Raw genomic sequence first — 18,566 nt, forward strand, 5'->3', positions numbered from 1 at the left:
ATAAACCCTCCTAAAAATTTGTAACAATTTATGGATGGATCATCCATTTCTATCATACGTTAAATTAAGTTGAATAAAAAGTAGCGGGAGGCCGGTATTTAACCGGCATGCCTGATTATCTCTCTGCAATCGGAGTGTACGTTTGTCCTTTAGGACCGGTATATTCCGCGCGAGGACGGATCAAGCGGTTGTTGGAGTATTGCTCCAGAATATGTGCAAGCCATCCGGATACACGGCTTACAGCAAAGATCGGTGTGAAGATATCATGATCGATACCGAGGCTGTGGTAGACAGATGCAGAGTAAAAGTCTACGTTTGCAGGCAGGCCTTTGTTCTCCTTGATATATTCTTCAATTTTAATAGACATGTCATAGTATTTGGATTGACCGGTCAATTCAGTTAATTCCCGGGACATTTCCTTCAAATGTTTGGCACGAGGGTCTCCGGAGCGATACACGCGGTGTCCCATACCCATGATCTTTTCTTTGTTGGCAAGCTTCTCTTCAATGGCAGGAATGGCATTCTCAACACTGCCGATCTCTGTAAGCATCTTCATGACACGCTCGTTAGCTCCGCCGTGAAGAGGACCTTTAAGTGCACCAATGGCAGCTGTTACGCCTGAATAAACATCAGAGAGAGTAGCCACACACACTCGTGCAGTGAAAGTGGACGCGTTCAATTCATGGTCGGCATGAAGCACCAACGCTTTATTAAATGCGGTAACTTCCAACTCCTCGGGTTCTTTTGCGTTCAGCATATAAAGAAAGTTCCCTGCAAAACTGAGGTCTTTTCTAGGGGAGACAGGTTCCTGGCCGTTACGGATGCGTGAGAACGCGGTCACGACTGTAGGGATTCTTGCCTGGAGGCGGAGCGCTTTACGATTGTTCGCTTCCTCTTCCATGACGTCAGATTCAGGATCGAATAGTCCAAGCATCGATACAGCAGTACGAAGAGCTGCCATAGGATGAACCGTTGATAGATCATACGATTTAAGATGGTCAACGATCTCGGATGGAATATCCATGCTAGAGATCAGTTCTGATTTAAATGCATCTAATTCTTCTTGTTTCGGAAGCTTTTTGTTCCAAAGAAGATAAATAACTTCTTCAAAGCTGGAGTTATTCGCTAAATCATCGATATCATAGCCGACGTATGTCAACTTATCATCGATGATGGAACTGATGGAAGATTCCGTTGCGGTAATTCCTTCAAGACCTTTGGTTGATGATGACATATAATCTCTCCTTTTAAAAAAATTCCACTTGTCGAAAAGACAAGAAAACGCTTAAATTACTGTTGTCCCCTATGATTGGAAATCAACCCCAAGGCTAATTATAAAGTATTCTGAAGAGAATGTGAATTGAAACCGTTTAATTTGAAGGAATTTATCGAAATTTTATTCTTCATTTTATGGATAATTATGTAACAAAAAGGCTGAATTCCTCTGTATAACGGGTGTAGAGGAAGATTTAGGGAAAGGAGTGTTTTCTATTCGAAATCAGACTTTTCTCCTTGGTTTTATCCGATTCATCGTCGTCCTTCTTCTTGCTGCCGGGTTTGTGTACGTGACAACTTTCGTCTGGACATACTTATACCCCTTCCTGTTTGCAGTCCTGCTGTCCATAATACTACGCCCGTTCATCCTTCTCCTTCAAAGGAGACTTAGATTACCACGTGCTGCAGCGGTTCTGATTGTACTTGCCCTTGTAGGAAGTTTAGCGGCAAGCCTTGTTGCCTTGGTTATCGCCGAATTGATTAAAGGGATGCAGTACATCGCAGCCGGATTGCCGGAGTATTTCCATTTATTCTCTACTTATCTGACAGGCAAAGCCGTTCAATTATCCAAACAAATCATTGGTTCCTTCGAATCCCTTACCGGAAATTTGAATATGGATCAGCAGTTGAGTTTGAATACCTACTTGGATACCGTTCAGGAAAAGGTTACGGAGGGAGGGTTGACGGTCCTTAATGAGATTTTGGAAAGCCTGGGCGTATTATTAACAAGTCTCCCCACCTCTATCGCCATGGTCTTTATTACGTTTCTGGCAACTTTCTTCTTATGTAAAGATTGGGAAACCATCAGAACAGCTGTCTATACATGTACCCCCCCGGTACTCACCGCCAAGGCCTTTGCTTTTCGTAAAGAGTGGCACTATACTTGGACCGGGCTGATCAAAGCTCAATGTACACTTGTCCTAATATCGTCTGTTCTCACAGGTATTGGACTAACCATCATCGGTGCTCCCTATGTTTTACCGATTACACTCTTCACTGCTTTTGTAGACTTCATTCCTTACATTGGTACAGGTGTCGTTTTTCTCCCTTGGATAATCTTTCAGTTCTTCACAGGTTCCTATGGAATGACCATCGGTTTGATCATTGTCTACATGGTGGTCATTATTACAAGACAGGTACTTGAGCCGAAGCTCCTCGGCGATCACTTCGGCGTGCCCCCCATAATTTTATTAGCTGCGATGTTCACAGGTTTCCAGCTCTTTGGAGGGTATGGAATCATATTGAGTCCGCTGGTTCTAATGATCGTACAGACCTTGAATAAAACAGGACTGACTAAGGAAATAACCGCATTCATTAAAGGAGATAGACCTTGAATTTTTTCTTATAAAAAAACGGACGCCTGCAGCTTCTAAAAACACACTGCACAAACGTCCGAATATATATTTCAAAACTATGCTGTTATCGTCTGTATATCGTTACGGTACCTTTTTGAAGTGCTTTTTGAATCGCACCTCGGATGATGTGCTTGATCGGCCCTCTCGTCACGGGAAGCAGTAGACCGAAACCTGCTGCATCCGTAATAAAGCCGGGCGTTAACAAAAAAGCTGCGCCGATAAGAATACAAGCCCCGTCTAACAAGGCATCCTGAGGCATCTGACCTCTCGACATGGAAGTCTGGACGTTCCGGATCGTTTCAAGGCCCTGCTTTCTTGCAAGCCAGGCCCCAACGACACCTGTAGAGATGATAAGCAGAATGATCCACCAAGGTCCGATATAGCTGCCTGCCCAAACGAATAATCCGATTTCCAGTGCAGGAACAATTATTATTAATAGAAATAACCAACGAAACATAGGATCCTTCCCTTCTTCCCGACTTATACTTCTATTATACCGGGAATGATCTCCTCTATAAAAAGAAAAGGCAGAGAAGGTGTCTTCTCTGCCTTTATCTTCCTTTTACAGGACGCTTGCATGTCCTTCGTAAATGTCCCCGCGGGAACTGTCAATTGTAATATCAGAGCCATCTTTGATGATGTTCAATGCGTCTTGAACACCAACGATGACAGGAATGCCCAAGCTCAAGCCGACAACCGCTGCATGGGAAGTCAAACCACCTTCAAGGGTAACGATTCCTGCTGCTTTTTCTATAGCAGGCATCATATCTTTATCTGTACCATGAGTAACGAGGATATCGCCGTCTTCTACACGATCCAAAGCTTCTTTGGCATTGTTGGCTACGACAGCACGGCCATAGGCACTTTTCTGTCCTACACCCTGCCCTTTGACGAGAACGTCACCGATAACATGAACCTTCATCAAGTTCGTCGTACCACTTTCACCAACAGGCACACCGCCGGTGATGACAACGCGATCTCCGCGAGATGCAAGACCGGAGGCCAGGCTGTTTTCAACAGCTACATCAAGCATTTCGTCTGTGGAATAAGCACGGGATCCCATGACGCCATACACGCCCCAGACAAGAGATAGCTTACGGTGTACTTTTTCATCAGAAGTAATGGCTACAATCGGTGCTTTCGGACGGTATTTAGAAATCATACGAGCAGTATGGCCACTCTCCGTCGGTGTGACGATTGCAGCTGCATCCAAATTAATGGCTGTGTGTGTAACCGACTGACTGATCGCATCCGTGATCGTCATGTCACTGTGCTTGGAACGCTCTTGAAGCAGTTGGAAATGGTTAAGCGCCGTTTCCGTTTTGCTTGCGATATTGTGCATCGTCTGCACAGCTTCTACAGGGTAGTCACCGGCAGCTGTTTCGCCAGAAAGCATGATTGCATCCGTACCATCGAAAATGGCGTTAGCTACGTCAGAAGCTTCTGCACGTGTCGGGCGAGGGTTACGCTGCATAGAGTCAAGCATTTGAGTAGCTGTAATGACTGGTTTACCTGCTTCATTACACTTACGAATCAGCTGTTTCTGTACAAGTGGAACATCTTCGGCTGGAATTTCCACACCTAAATCTCCACGCGCAACCATCAGACCGTCACTGACTTCAAGAATATCGTCGATGTTGTCGACACCTTCCTGGTTTTCGATCTTAGGAATGATTTGAATATGAGAAGCATCGTGCTTTTCAAGAAGCTCTCTGATTTCCAGTACGTCGGAAGCACGACGCACGAAGGATGCCGCAATAAAATCTACACCCTGCTGAATTCCAAATTCGATGTCATTGGCATCTTTTTCTGTAATTCCTGGAAGATTCACGCTGACATTCGGAACGTTTACGCCTTTTTTATTTTTAAGAAGCCCGTTGTTAAGGACAGTCGTCTTGATTTCATTGTTTTCTTTATCTATTTCTTCTACCTCTAGTTCTACCAGTCCATCATCCAAAAGGATTTTGGAACCAGGGTGAACATCGTTGATCAAGCCTGTATAAGTGACGGAAAAGCGCTCTGCATCGCCCTCAATATCCTCCATCGTCACGTAGACCGTCGCACCTTTCTCAAGGTATGCTTCGCCATCTTTAAGCGTACGGGTACGAATTTCAGGACCTTTCGTATCCAATAGGATCGCTACTGTTTTGCCTGTAGCTTTGGAAGCTTCACGGATGTTGATGATTCGTGCTCCGTGCTCATCAAAGTCACCGTGTGAAAAATTCAGACGGGCGACGTTCATACCTGCTTCCATAAGCTGAGTTAATTTCTCTACTGATTCCGATGCAGGACCGATCGTACTCACGATTTTGGTTTTTCTAAACATATTTATTTCCTCCTCAGATGCCTCTTGCAAATTATATAGATAGTTCTTTGGAAAGGCGGTACATATCCATGTCGATAACGTGCTTTTGACCTAAGATATCTACGATATCATGATCGACCAATTGGTTCTTTTGAATACCTACCATGCGGCCTGCTTTTCCTTGAAGAAGCAGATCGACAGCGTACGCCCCCAGACGACTGGCAAGAACACGGTCGGCAGCACTTGGTGCTCCTCCACGCTGCGTATGTCCAAGAACGGTCACTCGGGTCTCGAGATCGGCAGCTTCATCAATTCGTTTACCGAACTCCATTCCGCTTCCTACTCCTTCAGCCAGCAGAATGATGGAGTGTTTCTTGCCCCGCTCATGTCCACGCTTAAGACGATCGATAACATCATCGAATTCATCCTCCACTTCGGGAATAAGAATACTTTCCGCTCCGTCGGCAAGACCAGCCCAAAGGGCAAGATCTCCGGCGTCACGGCCCATGACTTCGATTACATACGTACGCTCGTGAGAAGTCGCTGTATCACGAATTTTGTCAATTGCGTCTATAATCGTATTCAGAGCCGTGTCAAAACCAATAGTAAAATCCGTTCCCGGAATATCATTATCGATTGTCCCAGGCACACCGATGCAAGGATATCCTTTTTCGGTTAATTTTTTTGCCCCCATAAAGGTACCATCACCACCGATAGCTATCAAGCCCTCAATGCCATGTTTCTTCAATTGCTCAATACCTTTCAATTGGCCTTCTTCTGTCTTAAACTCTTCACATCGGGCAGAGTACAGTTTCGTTCCACCACGTTGGATGATGTCTCCGACCGAACCGAGTTCCATCTTCTCGATGTCTCCATCAATCAGGCCCTGGTAGCCGTATTTGATGCCGTACACTTCTACTTCGTGGTAGATAGCTTTCCTTACGACCGCCCTGATCGCGGCGTTCATACCGGGAGCATCTCCTCCACTGGTAAGCACTCCAATTCTCTTCATTCTTTCATCACCTCAAAAGTTCTTAGTTCTGTCCATAAACGCACATGGAAGGAAACATCCGTCCAAACGGACATGCACAGGCTATCCTCTAGTCTATACAACTGATTGGATCATCAACAATCCGACCATATGGTAACGTTACCATTCAGTTAAGATGTGAAAAGCCGCACATACGTGCGACCTTTTACATACGGACATGTTTTTCAACCATATCATTATAAATCAAGATGAGTGTAATCGCCAATATTTTTATACTTCACAAATCTTTCCTCCAGCAGATCTTCTTCCGATTTTCTGGATAGCTCCTCCAGCTCTTGCTTGAGGACGGCTTTAATTTGCTCTGCTTGTGCAGGAATGTCACGATGGGCTCCACCCCTGACTTCCGGAACAACACCATCAATCACTTCTAATTTCTTCAAATCATAGGAGGTAATTTTCATGGATTCAGCTGCTTCCTGAGCGAGACCCGAATCCTTCCAAAGAATAGAAGAAGCGCCTTCTGGAGAAATAACGGAATAAGTAGAGTTCTCAAGCATGAAGATACGGTCTCCAATTCCAAGCCCAAGTGCTCCACCGCTTCCACCTTCTCCGATGACGACACAGATGATTGGGACAGTGAAACCTGCCATTTCCATCAAGTTCCTGGCAATGGCTTCGCTCTGGCCGCGCTCTTCCGCTGCTTTACCGGGATAAGCACCTTTTGTATCAATGAAAGTAATGATCGGACGGTGGAATTTATCCGCCTGTTTCATTAAGCGAAGCGCTTTACGGTAGCCTTCCGGATGCGGCATTCCGAAGTTGCGGTGGATATTCTCTTTCGTGTCCTTCCCGCGCTGGTGGCCGATTACCGTTACGGGGGTCCCATCAAATTTGGCGATCCCACCAACGATGGCCGCATCGTCTCCATACGTACGATCCCCGTGCAGCTCGATGAAGTCTGTAAACAAATGATCTATATAATCTGTCGTCGTCGGGCGCTCCGGATGACGGGCCATTTGGACACGGTCCCAGGGAGCCATGCGATCATAAACGTCGCTTTCCAACTTCTCCAGCCGCTGTTCAAGTGTATCGATTTCATCGGTCAGATCCATTTCGCTGTTCTCCGTAAGACGTTTCAGTTCAGCGATTTTTTCTCTTAATTCAATAACGGGTTTTTCAAATTCTAAAACGTGCTTCACGATTCTTCGCCTCCTGCAGAATGGATGTCCAACACAGTTGTCAGTGTTTTCCTTAAATCGTGACGGTGCACGACCTTATCCAACTGGCCATGTTCCAACAGGAATTCTGCTGTTTGGAAATCTTCCGGAAGTTTTTCCCGTATCGTCTGCTCAATAATTCTTCTGCCGGCGAAACCAATTAAGGCTCCCGGTTCTGCAAAATTATAGTCTCCGAGGGAGGCAAAACTTGCAGAAACACCACCAGTAGTCGGGTGAGTCATGACGGATATGAATAAACCTCCATCTTTATGAAGCCGCTGAAGGGCTACTGAAGTTTTCCCCATCTGCATCAGGCTTAAAACGCCTTCCTGCATTCGAGCTCCACCGGATGCCGTAAATATGACGAAAGGAATTTTTTCTTTCCGTGCCTGCTCAATGGCATTCGTTATCTTTTCACCGACGACAGAACCCATGCTTCCCATTCGGAAACGGGAGTCCATGACCGCCACAGCTGTATGGAAACCGTTAACGGATGCTTTACCGGTGACTACCGCTTCATTAAGATCGGATTTTTTGCGGTCTTTTTCCAATTTATCTTCATACTCAGGGAACCCTAAAGGGTTATTGGATATCATATGCTTGTCCCATTCAACAAAACTTCCTTCATCAAACAAATGCTCAATTCTTTCATAAGCACTGATACGGTGATGATGGTCACAGTGTGGACAAACGTTCATATTTCGATTCAGTTCTTTTCTGTAGAAGATCTTCTGGCAGTTTGGACATTTCTGCATCAGACCTTCCGGTACATCCTGCTTTGCTTCCTGTCTGGGAATGGATGCGTATCTTTTTTTCTTGCTGAATATATCTCGTAGCAAGGTGATTCCTCCTTTGGGACAAAGCTTCCTCTTTACAATATACTGAAAGTCCCTTACGTAATATCACTGATTCTGTCGAAGGGAGTTCGACAAAATCATTACCTGAATAACTTAAGAATTTCTAAGGTGTCTTTACTCCGGAGAGCCTTAAGCAGGGCCAGGTACCAATCTTCCTTGAAATGCAGGTCATGGACCGTTCGGGTGAATCCGGAAATGAATTGCCACATGGAAAGCAGCAGCGGATGTTCACACCTTTCAAACAAATAAAGGAACAGAGCTTGATGGCGGGTTTCCAGGGATTGTATGTTCAAAATTTCTTCCATCTCAGCATAATGAATATGTGTAAGCCTGTCCTTCACGAGACATAACACTTCTTTCTCCAGCATCTGCTTCGCTGTAACGAGTTCATCTTTCGTTCTCGTCTCATTGAGTAAAAAATTGGATAATAGCTCTACCATATGATAAGGACGATAAGCTCTCATGAACGTGCCTTCGCCGCGTCTGGTTTCAATCAACCCAAGGAGCTCCATCGCCCGGAAAGCTTCTCTGATCGAAGACCTTCCTACATGGAGTTGTTCGCTTAACTCCCGTTCAGACGGCAACTTATCTCCGGGGCCCAGTTTATGCTCTTCGATGTAGGTTCTCAACTGATGAAGGACACCTTCGTAGACTTTTCCATGCTGCACTCGGGTCACGTTTCACGAACACCTCTCTTTAGCTTTCCCTTAGAATTCTATGTAACAGGAGAAAAGTTTACACTTTTCTCCTGTCCAAATCAATCTTCGTCTATTAAGGTGAGTTGTCTCGTCTTGTCTGCCACCTCTTCAGGATCGACGTGATGACGGGCTACACCGGACTCCATTGCCGCCTTCGCAACAGCTGCAGCAACAGCCGGTGCAACACGCGGATCAAATGGGGCGGGGATGACGTAGTCTTCACTTAATTCATCTTCACTGACAAGGGAAGCAATGGCTTCCACAGCGGCAATCTTCATCTTCTCGTTAATTCTTGTAGCTCGCACATCCAAAGCTCCACGGAAGATTCCCGGGAAGGCCAGCACATTGTTCACCTGGTTAGGGAAATCGGAACGGCCAGTCCCGATGACACGGGCCCCGGCTTCTTTGGCATCCTCCGGCATAATTTCCGGATCAGGGTTCGCCATTGCAAAAATGATGGCATCATCATTCATACGAGAGACCATCTCTTTAGACAACAGTCCGCCAACAGATACACCAATAAACACATCGGCATCTTCCATCACTTCTTCAAGACTGCCGTCCATACGATCTTTATTCGTAATCTTAGCAATTTCATCTTTCACATCATTCATACCGTACTCACGGCCTTCATATACCGCGCCTTTAGAATCACACATAATGATATCGCGCACACCGAAATGGTAAAGCAGTTTAATAATAGCTATTCCGGCGGCTCCTGCACCATTAGCAATCACCTTGATGTCAGAGAACTTCTTGCCGGTGATTTTCAGAGCATTCACCAGTCCGGCAACGGTAACGATGGCAGTGCCGTGCTGGTCATCATGGAAAATCGGGATATTGGTTTCTTTCTTAAGACGATCTTCAATAATGAAACAGTTCGGAGCAGCTATATCTTCAAGGTTGACGCCTCCGAATGTCGGTTCCATAAGCTTAACCGTCTGCACGATTTCATCAATATCGTTCGTACTTAGACATATAGGGAACGCATCTACTCCCGCGAAGCTTTTAAATAATGCAGCCTTCCCTTCCATGACAGGAAGAGATGCTTCTGCCCCGATATTCCCCAATCCGAGCACCGCTGAACCGTCACTTACGACAGCCACCATATTCCCCTTCATGGTATAGTCGTAAACTGTTTCCTTATGGTCGTAAATTTCCTTACAAGGTTCTGCTACCCCTGGAGAATACGCCAGGCTTAAGTCTTTGGAATTTCTTACAGGTACTTTAGAAGTGGTTTCCAGCTTCCCTTTGTTTACACGGTGTATATGCAGTGCTTCATCTCGCAAATTTGACACGTCGACACGCTCCCTTTAACTATTAATTGTACCGATCCAGGTGGTCAGACCACCATTAACTCCTTAATTATAACAGATGAATTTGGCGTGTAAAGAACTTCAAAACTTCGGACTGAGTTTTTAATTTTTCGTATCTTTGCTGTACTCTTTCAACGCTACGGAATCATCCCCGAAGTACCCCGTCAAGATCTCCATGCACTCAGGAGACGCAGACAGGTTGTACAATTCCCCCAACCTGTATGTCTTTCTTTCCTGTGATTTAAATATGAAGACCGGAATATTCCCCGGGAAATAGCCGGACACTTTTTTCAGTTTCTCCATTGCAATCGGTTCTGTCTCTTTGGTTACTTTAATGAACAGACGTTGCTCGGAAGCTGTCGGTTTCTCTTCGACATTGAAAACAGACGCTTCGTTGATGATCAACTGCTTTCTGCCGTTCCTTTCCTCGACTTTACCTGTAACCGTTACAAGCATCTGCTCTTGCAGCCATCGCTTTATATTACGGTAAGAATCAGGAAAAATAACCGCCTCCAGCTCTGTCGTTTCATCACCGAGCGTGGCAAATGCCATCGACTCTCCCCGTTTAGTCCTGATTTCCCTTATCGTCTCTACTACACCTGCTGTCTTGACCGTTCCTTTGATGTTAACGACCTTATTCAAAGAATTGATCCCTCTCTCCTGAAGCAGCTGCCGGTGGTGTTCCAAGGGGTGTTCTGACATATAAGTACCCAGAACTTCTTTTTCCATAGCCAAAAGTTTTAATGGAGGAAACGGGTCCACTTCTATCAGTTCCATTTCGAATTCATTTCCGAAGAAGCCGGGCTGGTCCTGGAATTCTTTAAATAACTCTCCCTGTTCCAGTGCCTGGTCGATACTTGCAAGCAGCGCCGCACGATTCTCATGGGTTTCATCAAAGGCACCCGCAAGTATTAACGACTCTATCACCCCGCGAGTGACGATCTTCGTCCGAACACGAAGACAGAAGTCATTCAAGCTGCGGAATCTTCCATTGCCTCTTTCTTCTACAACAGCCTGGGCCGCTTGATAGCCTACCCCCTTCACGGAAAGGAGGCCGATGCGGATGGCACCTTGTTCATCTTTTGCAACAATGTGACTGCGGTTGATCGAAGGAGGAAGTACCTTCAGTCCACTTTCTTTCGCCTCTCGCAAGTAAAGGGTGAGCTTATCCCTGTCACCTACATAAGAGTTGATCAGCTCTGCAAGGAAGTAAGAAGGGTAATGTGCTTTCATATACGCGAGACGATAGGATATCAGACTATAGGCGACCGCGTGACTTCGGTTAAATCCGTAGTTGGCAAATTTGACAATCCATTCGAACACCTGCCGGGCGACCGCCTCGGTGTAGCCGCGATTTCTGCATCCTTTTACAAACTTCTCCCGTTCGTCTTCTAGTATTCCGGACTGCTTTTTACTGATTGCTCTTCGCAGTAAATCCGCCTCGCCTAAAGAATATCCGGCGACCAGTTGCGCAACCTGCATAATCTGTTCTTGATAGACAAGGACACCGTACGTCTTGTCCAGAATCCCTTTCAAATCGGGATGTGGAAGTTCCATTGCCTGGTTCCCTTGTTTCCGCGATATAAAATCCGGTATATAATCCATAGGGCCGGGCCGATAAAGAGCGTTAACAGCTACGACATCCTCGAAATGAGAGGGACGAAGACGACACAGCACACCTTTCATTCCCTGGGATTCCAATTGGAAGACCCCGTTTGTACGTCCTTGTTCGAGCAGCTGGAACGTTTTCTCATCATCAAGCGGTATACGCTCTACAGAGAAACTGGAATCCCGGAACCGCTTTATTTTCCCCTCCATCTTCTCGATGAAGGTCAGGTTCCGCAGTCCAAGGAAGTCGATCTTCAACAATCCGACTTTTTCCAAGTCCCCCATGGCCAGCTGCGTCAATGGAATCCCGTTATGTCCGTCCATGAGTGCTGTATATTCCTGGAGCGGCCGCTCGCTGATCACAACACCTGCCGCATGGGTGGAAACGTGCCGCGGCAGCCCTTCCAACTTCGTAGCAATTTGAAAGAGTCGCTGCAATTTCGGTGAATTTCGGATGTAGTCACTCAATTCTTCTGAATCTCTCACGATTTCCGTGATCGTGGACGGTGCCGTTTTTGGTATTTGTTTTAATATGAAGGCTGCATCACTTTCATCAACCGCGAGAACTTTGAAGAGCTCCCTCAGGACACTTCGGACGGCGAATGTGCCGAACGTACAAATTTGAGCAACATGATCCGCTCCATATTTTTCAGCAACGTAGGCGATGACTTCATCCCTGCGGTGATCAGGGAAATCGATATCAATATCAGGCATAGTGATCCGTTCAGGATTCAAAAACCTTTCAAAGAGTAAATCATACTCTAACGGGTCGACTTGAGTAATATTAAGAAGATACGCCACCAATGATCCTGCTGCGGATCCACGTCCCGGGCCTGCGTGTATGCCCTGCTTCTTCGCATAAGCAAGAAAGTCCCATACAATTAGAAAATAATCGCTGAAATTCATCGATGTGATAACGGACAACTCTTTATGTAAGCGCTCTTCCGCCGCCTTGTAAGTTGCCGGGTATTTCTTTGCTAAAGCTTTTAAACAAAGTTCCTCCAGATAACGATCCGCACGGACGCCTCCAGGTGTTGGGTACGTGGGCAGAAGCTGCTGGTCGAACGAAAGTGCAAGGTTTACCCTCTCTGCAATCTCCTCCGTCGCTCTCAACACTCCCGGCCACCATTCTTGAAAATAGTTTTCCATTTCCTCCGGTTTTTTTAGATAGAAGCGCGCTCCTGCTGTTTCCCCTGAGAAGCGGGTATTCGCTTCTATAGCCTTCAAGCTTTCATATGCCGCAGCATCCTCTTTTTTCAGGTAACGGACGTCTCCAATTGCTACGACCGGGACCCCCTCCCTCTTTGACCACTCCTGGAGCGGTTGATGAAGCTGTCTTTCTTCATGAAGATCGAGATCCTGGATTGCCAAATAGAAATTATCCTCTCCTACCATATGCCGCCACCGGTTTAAGGAGTCCTTTATATGGTCAAACATACGACTGGCAATCGTCTGCGCCCAGGGGGACTGAGAGGTCAGCAGAACGACGATCAGACCGCTGCGCTTCTGTTCAAGCAGGTCCAGGGATACCGGCCGCCCTTCCAGCTGGATAGCGGAACTGAGCTGCAAAAGATTTTTATAGCCTTCGTTATTCTCTGCGAAAAGAAGGACAGGGTAGTGAAGGTCCTGATCCTCGATTCTCGTTTTAAGCCCGATTAGAGGTTTGATCCCCTTCTGCTTGCAGGCCCGGTAAAAGGAGACCGATCCACTCATCGTATTCTCATCCGTCAAAGCAAGCGATTGAAACCCCAACCTTTTTGCTTCATCTACAAGTTCGGGAATTTTCACCGTGCTTTCCATTAAGCTGAAACCGCTCTTTACATTCAAATGAGTAAAAGTCATTCACGAACACCTTCTTTCCACTAAATTATATCGATAAGAACAGGAGGATGAAAGCCTCCTGCATAATTGGACGGGCCGGGGAATATTTTTCAATATATGGATACTATTGCGTCTTTGAAATGAGGGACAAAATGGAAGATCGTCTGGTTATTTCGATGATACAGTGCTTCTTTATCGCTTTTGGAGTTATTGTAGGAGGGACAATCATCGGCAGCATCGGGAGTTATCTGACCGGAGAAGCTCCTCTTACCTCCATGTTCCGGATTGCAAAAGGGCTCAGGATATGGGCCATAGTCGCCGCTATTGGTGGAACATTCGATGCCATCAGCAATTTTGAAAAAGGGATATTCGATGGTTCTACCTTCGATATCTTCAAGCAAGTGATGATAATCGTCGCTGCCATGGGTGGAGTGAAAGCCGCTCTCCTTTTATTTGAATGGCTGCTAGGTGAAGAGGTGACGTGAATGCAGTTTCCTCCTTATCATAAAAAAAAGGAGTGGAGGCGTTTATTTGCCGGCATTGTATTAGGAGCGGTCATCGGCTATTTGTTTTTCCTTTATGTACATGGACAGCTCCAAGAAAAATATACAGAAGAATATATTGAAATGAATGCCAAGATGAACGAAATGGAAGCAAAGTATGAAGGGCTTCTAAAAAACCAGGAAGAAGATCCACAAGCGAAGCCGCTGAGCGTCAAAGACATCGCCGTATCCTACACCAATGCAAAGAAACTGAATATTGATTTGTTGACACAGCACGAATTAACAACCCTTGTTAAACAACAATTAGCGTCCATCCCCGGGAAAGATATTAAAGTCGTGGGTAGTCAAGTCGATCTGATGATCGCATCAGTGGAAAGTAAAAGTTATGCTGTTGACGACCTCTCCTATGAACTTAAGGTAGAACGCCTGGTCGTCTACGAAACCCTTTCGTTGAATCTAGAAATCATCATATCCCCATGAAAAGACAGGCAGATACAAAGAAGAGCAGCAAATCACTGCTGCTCTTCTTTGTATTGCCGGCATACGGATTCGAGCTCCGCTGCCAATTGTTCTGTTTCCTCCCAGGATGAAGCAGAAGCACCGGAAGCCATCGGATGTCCTCCGCCGTTAAATTTGGCTGCAACCCCATTTATGACAGGACCTCTGGAGCGAAGACGGACACGGATCGTATCTTCCTCTTCCACAAAGAAGGCCCATGCAAGAATACCTTCAATATCCCCGAGCAGGCCGACAAGCTGACTCGTCTCTGTGACTGTTACATCAAACTTTTTCAGTGTTTCCTTATCCAGGCGGATCGTGGAATAACCAGAAGCATGCCGTTCAAAATTTTGCAGGACATACCCTTTCAATCGAGCTACATTCAAAGGAGTTTTGTACATTTCCTTAAATAAAGCTGGTCTGTCAAAGTCAAATCGAACCAGTTCCGCCGCATAGCCGAGCGTCTTGTTTGTTGTACTGGGGAACAGGAATCGGCCGGTATCTCCGACAATCCCCGCGTATATAAGCCGGGCTGAATTGTCATTTAACCGCAGACCTTCCTCTTGATTCTCTTTATATAATTGATAAATCATTTCGGAAGTAGAGCTGGATGACGTATCAACCCACTGTATGTCGCCATATTTATCCACTTCGGGATGGTGATCGATTTTAATAAGCGCCGCCCCGCTGTCGTATCTAGCATCGTCGATTCTCGCTTGATTGGCAGTATCACACACGATTACCAGTGCTTCCTCAAACGCTTCATCCGGAACAGCATCCATCGTTTGGAGATAGTTAAGAGACGGTTCACCCGTTCCAGTCACATAGACTTTTTTCTCCGGAAACGATTCTTTAATAATCCCGGCAAGCCCTCCTTGAGAGCCGTAAGCGTCCGGATCTGGGCGGACATGACGGTGAATAATGATGGTTTCATATTTCTTAATCTGTTCGACTATTTGTTTTGGCTTACTCATAAGCGCCTCCCTCTCTATCTTCCTCACAATTAAACCATAGATTTCCACCTGACAGGTAGCTATTCCCAACAAAAAACGCTACAATAAAGACAAATTAATCTAATCAGGAGTCGATCATGGATGATTATTTTTCCGATTCTCATATTGGTTTCCTTTGTTCTTTACCTGTACTACAAAGTGATGATATTCCGGACAAAAGACCCGCTGACCCAGGAATACTTGAACAGCAAATCCCGGGTTTTCCTCGGAAGTTTCATTTTCTTTTTCGGTATTAACCAGTATGTATTTTATCAGACCAAGCTGTCCTTGTTTATAGGAATCGTTTTTCTTCTACTCGGTATCTTTCAAACGAGACTCGGCTGGAAAGCAAGTAAACATTACCAGGCGGAATACCGAAAACATGAAACACCAACCGCCCCTTGAGCCAAGGCCGCTGTCAACATACAGCGGCTTTTTCTCATCTATCAATTAATTGGGCCATGAGCAAGGCTTTTCCAACAATTGCCTTCCCTTGGTGGACCTCTACATCCACCTTAGCGAATTTCCGACCGACTTCTAATATCTGCGGACTTATTTCAATTTCGCTATCGATCTGAACCGGTTTGATGAAATAAACGGATATATTCTCAACGACAAGGTCCCCTTTTTTATGTTTCCGAAGCAGCCTTGAGGAGGACTCTGTAATAAGCGATATAAAGACGCCATAGGACATCGTGCCGAGCTGGTTGGTCATTTGGGGTGTGACTTTTGTCTTCCACTTTACAGGCTCACCTTCTTCCGCCTGTACTTCCATACGGTTTGTGGCAAGGTCGTCGATGGTTTCACCAACCTGTGGCTGCCGTTGTATATGCTGGAGAGCCTTCAGCACGTCCTGCCTGGAGATGATTCCCTGCAGTTTCTGAGCAGCATCTACGACAGGCATCAACTCGATTCCTTCCCATACCATTACGTGAGCAGCATTGGCAAGCGATGTTTTCGGATGGACGGTCATAGGGTTCTTCGTCATCACCTTGTCAATTTTCGTATCGGCACTCTTTCCTATTACGTCTTTGGAAGTGACGATGCCGACCACTCGATTTTGAGAATCCACGACGGGGTAACGGCTGTGTTTTGTTTCTTCGTTCAGGTCATGCCAGTGATCAACGCTGTCCGTCGTCTTTAAAAACTTAGAATCCTCGTAGGCTGTATAAATATCATCCACCAATACGATTTCCTTTTTGATCAGCTGATCGTATATCGCCCTGTTGATCATCGTTGCGACGGTAAATGTATCGTAACTGGTTGAAATGACAGGCAGCTTCTTTTCATCTGCAAGCTTCTTAACCGCATCGCTCGTATCGAAACCACCGGTTACCAATACTGCAGCACCCTCCTGGACGGCCAGTTCATGAGCATTCGTACGGTTCCCCACGATAAGAAGAGACCCTGCTTCTGTGTATCGCATCATGGCTTCCAGCTTCATCGCGCCTATAACGAACTTATTTAGTGTCTTGTACAGCCCTTCTCTGCCACCAAGCACCTGACCATCTACAATATTTACAATCTCAGCAAACGTGAGCCGCTCGATGTTTTCTTTCTTTTTCTTCTCGATTCGGATTGTACCCACGCGTTCCATTGTGCTGACAAGATCCTGGTTTTCCGCTTCTTTAATTGCCCTGTATGCCGTTCCTTCACTTACGTTCAATGCTTTAGCGATTCCGCGCACGGATATTTTGCTTCCAACGGAGAGTGATTCGATGTGTTCAAGAATTTGTTCGTGCTTTGTAGCCATAACTCACCATTCTTTCTAACTGTACCAGTCATTTGTTTATTATTGTTATTATACAACTGATACAGTACTTCCGCAATTTTTCCCACAAAAATCCAAATAAAAAACCCGTTGCACAAACTTCTAACTAAAACAGCCATCTGTCCGAAAAGTCGACAGATGCTGTTTTACGGCCTTTATATTGTAATTTCATCTCCAGGTTCAAGCACTGTTCCTTTTCCAGGTTGCACCTTGTTCGCAAAACCTTTCCCATCCTGCTCAATTAACTCAAACGTGTTGTAATGGATTGGAACGACCTGTTTTGCTTGGATCCACTCTGCTGCCGTCAACGCATCTTCCGGCCCCATGGTGAAATTATCACCGATTGGAAGAAAAGCCAAGTCGATATCATTTCTTTCACCAATCAATTTCATATCAGAAAACAAGCCGGTATCACCTGCATGGTAGATCGTTTTCCCGTCAATCGTTAATAAAATCCCCATCGGCATTCCTGTGTAAACGATCGTACCGTCTTCTTCCGTATAGGAAGAACCGTGGAAGGCTTGCGTGAACTTCACATGTCCAAAGTCGAATTCATGACCTCCGCCGATCGACATTGGATGGGTGTCGACTCCTTTATTCCCCAAATACTCTGCTAACTCAAAGGGAGCCACGATTTTAGCACCGGTGCGCTTTGCTATCTCCACCGTATCCCCGACGTGGTCGTTGTGCCCGTGCGTCAGAAGGATGACGTCTGCTTCTACTTCGTCTGCCTTTAAATCTGTATTCCCGTTCCCTGAAATGAATGGGTCGAACAGGATCGTCTTTCCATTCGCTTCAACCTTGATAACTGAATGTCCATGATAGGATACTTTCATTCTCCAACACTCCTTCACCATTATTGTTAAGTCGGATTACAGTCAGGCCTACTACCTCACGGGGGATTTTCCCTTTCTCTTTCCTTTCAAAACACCAGGGATCCCTGGGTGGAAAGTCAGCGCTCCCTTATGTAATCGAAGCTCCAATGACAAGCGCCAGTCCTATAGAGACCCCTACAGAAATGATCCCCACTGCCGTATTATTATTCTTCAACTGCGTCTCTACAGAGAACTTTCTAGTGAAAAGCTCGAATAACACATATGCGACCATTTGCAATACGACACCGAACGCTCCCCATATCAACGTATCCCATACAGTAAGGCTGTGATAAATAGCGAACGAAAGAACGATACAGATTCCGATCACTTTTCCAGCAATGGACAACGCCACTGCTTGATTTCCCTCTTTCACTTCATCCCAGTCCTTGTATTGTCTGGTCATCCATTCAAAGATGACTAACCCTATGACTACGACTGCAATGGCAATTGCAAAGTAACCCAGTGTAATTAAAAATGGCTCCAT

The 18,566-nt window shown here is 45.7% G+C and carries 17 protein-coding genes; 4 read left to right on the forward strand and 13 right to left on the reverse strand.

Annotated features, from left to right (window positions below):
- Positions 1-115: 115 nt before the first annotated feature.
- Positions 116-1,234, reverse strand: a complete 1,119-nt coding sequence (gene citZ / locus D479_RS07320; RefSeq protein WP_008635319.1) for a citrate synthase — start codon at positions 1,232-1,234, stop codon at positions 116-118.
- Positions 1,235-1,481: 247 nt separating this feature from the next.
- Between citZ and ytvI the strand changes: the two genes are divergently transcribed.
- Entirely contained in the window at positions 1,482-2,609 is a 1,128-nt protein-coding gene (gene ytvI, locus D479_RS07325) for a sporulation integral membrane protein YtvI (protein ID WP_008635320.1), read from the forward strand.
- Between the two features lie 85 nt (positions 2,610-2,694).
- On the opposite strand, the gene D479_RS07330 is transcribed toward ytvI, so the two are convergent.
- From D479_RS07330 to dnaE, 8 genes are all read right to left on the reverse strand, one after another.
- Positions 2,695-3,087 (reverse strand): FxsA family protein, encoded by a 393-nt coding sequence (locus D479_RS07330; protein ID WP_008635321.1) that lies wholly within the window; start codon positions 3,085-3,087, stop codon positions 2,695-2,697.
- 105 nt (positions 3,088-3,192) lie between these two features.
- Positions 3,193-4,956, reverse strand: coding sequence for a pyruvate kinase (gene pyk / locus D479_RS07335; RefSeq protein WP_008635323.1), 1,764 nt, complete (start codon positions 4,954-4,956; stop codon positions 3,193-3,195).
- 31 nt (positions 4,957-4,987) lie between these two features.
- Entirely contained in the window at positions 4,988-5,947 is a 960-nt protein-coding gene (pfkA, locus tag D479_RS07340) for a 6-phosphofructokinase (protein WP_008635324.1), read from the reverse strand.
- A gap of 215 nt (positions 5,948-6,162) precedes the next feature.
- Positions 6,163-7,125, reverse strand: coding sequence for an acetyl-CoA carboxylase carboxyl transferase subunit alpha (accA, locus tag D479_RS07345; protein ID WP_008635326.1), 963 nt, complete (start codon positions 7,123-7,125; stop codon positions 6,163-6,165).
- Positions 7,122-7,982: an acetyl-CoA carboxylase, carboxyltransferase subunit beta gene (gene accD / locus D479_RS07350; RefSeq protein WP_008635329.1), complete on the reverse strand. Its 861-nt coding sequence runs from the start codon at positions 7,980-7,982 to the stop codon at positions 7,122-7,124. Before accD ends, accA begins: the two co-directional genes overlap by 4 nt.
- Positions 7,983-8,080: 98 nt before the next feature.
- Positions 8,081-8,677, reverse strand: a complete 597-nt coding sequence (locus tag D479_RS07355; protein ID WP_008635331.1) for a GntR family transcriptional regulator — start codon at positions 8,675-8,677, stop codon at positions 8,081-8,083.
- An 80-nt stretch (positions 8,678-8,757) separates the two neighbouring features.
- Positions 8,758-9,996 (reverse strand): malic enzyme-like NAD(P)-binding protein, encoded by a 1,239-nt coding sequence (locus tag D479_RS07360; RefSeq protein WP_008635333.1) that lies wholly within the window; start codon positions 9,994-9,996, stop codon positions 8,758-8,760.
- A gap of 120 nt (positions 9,997-10,116) precedes the next feature.
- Entirely contained in the window at positions 10,117-13,464 is a 3,348-nt protein-coding gene (gene dnaE / locus D479_RS07365) for a DNA polymerase III subunit alpha (protein ID WP_008635342.1), read from the reverse strand.
- 131 nt (positions 13,465-13,595) lie between these two features.
- On the opposite strand from dnaE, the gene D479_RS07370 reads away from it, so the two are divergent.
- Entirely contained in the window at positions 13,596-13,928 is a 333-nt protein-coding gene (locus D479_RS07370; RefSeq protein WP_008635344.1) for a YtrH family sporulation protein, read from the forward strand.
- The gene (gene ytrI / locus D479_RS07375) at positions 13,929-14,426 is read left to right on the forward strand and encodes a sporulation membrane protein YtrI (protein WP_008635346.1); all 498 of its coding nucleotides are present in this window, start codon (positions 13,929-13,931) and stop codon (positions 14,424-14,426) included.
- 32 nt (positions 14,427-14,458) lie between these two features.
- Here the strand turns inward: ytrI and D479_RS07380 are convergent, their stop codons facing one another.
- The gene (locus D479_RS07380; protein ID WP_008635347.1) at positions 14,459-15,418 is read right to left on the reverse strand and encodes a bifunctional oligoribonuclease/PAP phosphatase NrnA; all 960 of its coding nucleotides are present in this window, start codon (positions 15,416-15,418) and stop codon (positions 14,459-14,461) included.
- Positions 15,419-15,538: 120 nt separating this feature from the next.
- On the opposite strand from D479_RS07380, the gene D479_RS07385 reads away from it, so the two are divergent.
- A complete protein-coding gene (locus tag D479_RS07385; RefSeq protein ID WP_008635349.1) occupies positions 15,539-15,841 on the forward strand; it encodes a YtpI family protein in 303 nt (100 codons plus the stop codon).
- Between the two features lie 34 nt (positions 15,842-15,875).
- On the opposite strand, the gene D479_RS07390 is transcribed toward D479_RS07385, so the two are convergent.
- From D479_RS07390 to D479_RS07400, 3 genes are all read right to left on the reverse strand, one after another.
- Positions 15,876-17,189, reverse strand: a complete 1,314-nt coding sequence (locus tag D479_RS07390) for a CBS domain-containing protein (RefSeq protein ID WP_008635351.1) — start codon at positions 17,187-17,189, stop codon at positions 15,876-15,878.
- A gap of 173 nt (positions 17,190-17,362) precedes the next feature.
- The gene (locus D479_RS07395; RefSeq protein WP_008635352.1) at positions 17,363-18,043 is read right to left on the reverse strand and encodes a metal-dependent hydrolase; all 681 of its coding nucleotides are present in this window, start codon (positions 18,041-18,043) and stop codon (positions 17,363-17,365) included.
- A gap of 127 nt (positions 18,044-18,170) precedes the next feature.
- Positions 18,171-18,566, reverse strand: a complete 396-nt coding sequence (locus tag D479_RS07400; protein ID WP_008635354.1) for a DUF350 domain-containing protein — start codon at positions 18,564-18,566, stop codon at positions 18,171-18,173.

The organism is Halobacillus sp. BAB-2008, from assembly GCF_000328325.1.
Classification (GTDB): Bacteria; Bacillota; Bacilli; order Bacillales; family Halobacillaceae; genus Halobacillus.

Excerpts from the sequence above, each read along its gene's own strand:
- citZ (WP_008635319.1), bottom strand. The coding sequence starts at position 1,234 with ATGTCATCATCAACCAAAGGTCTTGAAGGAATTACCGCAACGGAATCT.
- D479_RS07330 (WP_008635321.1), bottom strand. The coding sequence starts at position 3,087 with ATGTTTCGTTGGTTATTTCTATTAATAATAATTGTTCCTGCACTGGAA.
- pyk (WP_008635323.1), bottom strand. The coding sequence starts at position 4,956 with ATGTTTAGAAAAACCAAAATCGTGAGTACGATCGGTCCTGCATCGGAA.
- pfkA (WP_008635324.1), bottom strand. The coding sequence starts at position 5,947 with ATGAAGAGAATTGGAGTGCTTACCAGTGGAGGAGATGCTCCCGGTATG.
- dnaE (WP_008635342.1), bottom strand. The coding sequence starts at position 13,464 with ATGACTTTTACTCATTTGAATGTAAAGAGCGGTTTCAGCTTAATGGAA.
- D479_RS07370 (WP_008635344.1), top strand. The coding sequence starts at position 13,596 with ATGGAAGATCGTCTGGTTATTTCGATGATACAGTGCTTCTTTATCGCT.
- ytrI (WP_008635346.1), top strand. The coding sequence starts at position 13,929 with ATGCAGTTTCCTCCTTATCATAAAAAAAAGGAGTGGAGGCGTTTATTT.
- D479_RS07380 (WP_008635347.1), bottom strand. The coding sequence starts at position 15,418 with ATGAGTAAGCCAAAACAAATAGTCGAACAGATTAAGAAATATGAAACC.
- D479_RS07385 (WP_008635349.1), top strand. The coding sequence starts at position 15,539 with ATGATTATTTTTCCGATTCTCATATTGGTTTCCTTTGTTCTTTACCTG.
- D479_RS07390 (WP_008635351.1), bottom strand. The coding sequence starts at position 17,189 with ATGGCTACAAAGCACGAACAAATTCTTGAACACATCGAATCACTCTCC.
- D479_RS07395 (WP_008635352.1), bottom strand. The coding sequence starts at position 18,043 with ATGAAAGTATCCTATCATGGACATTCAGTTATCAAGGTTGAAGCGAAT.
- D479_RS07400 (WP_008635354.1), bottom strand. The coding sequence starts at position 18,566 with ATGGAGCCATTTTTAATTACACTGGGTTACTTTGCAATTGCCATTGCA.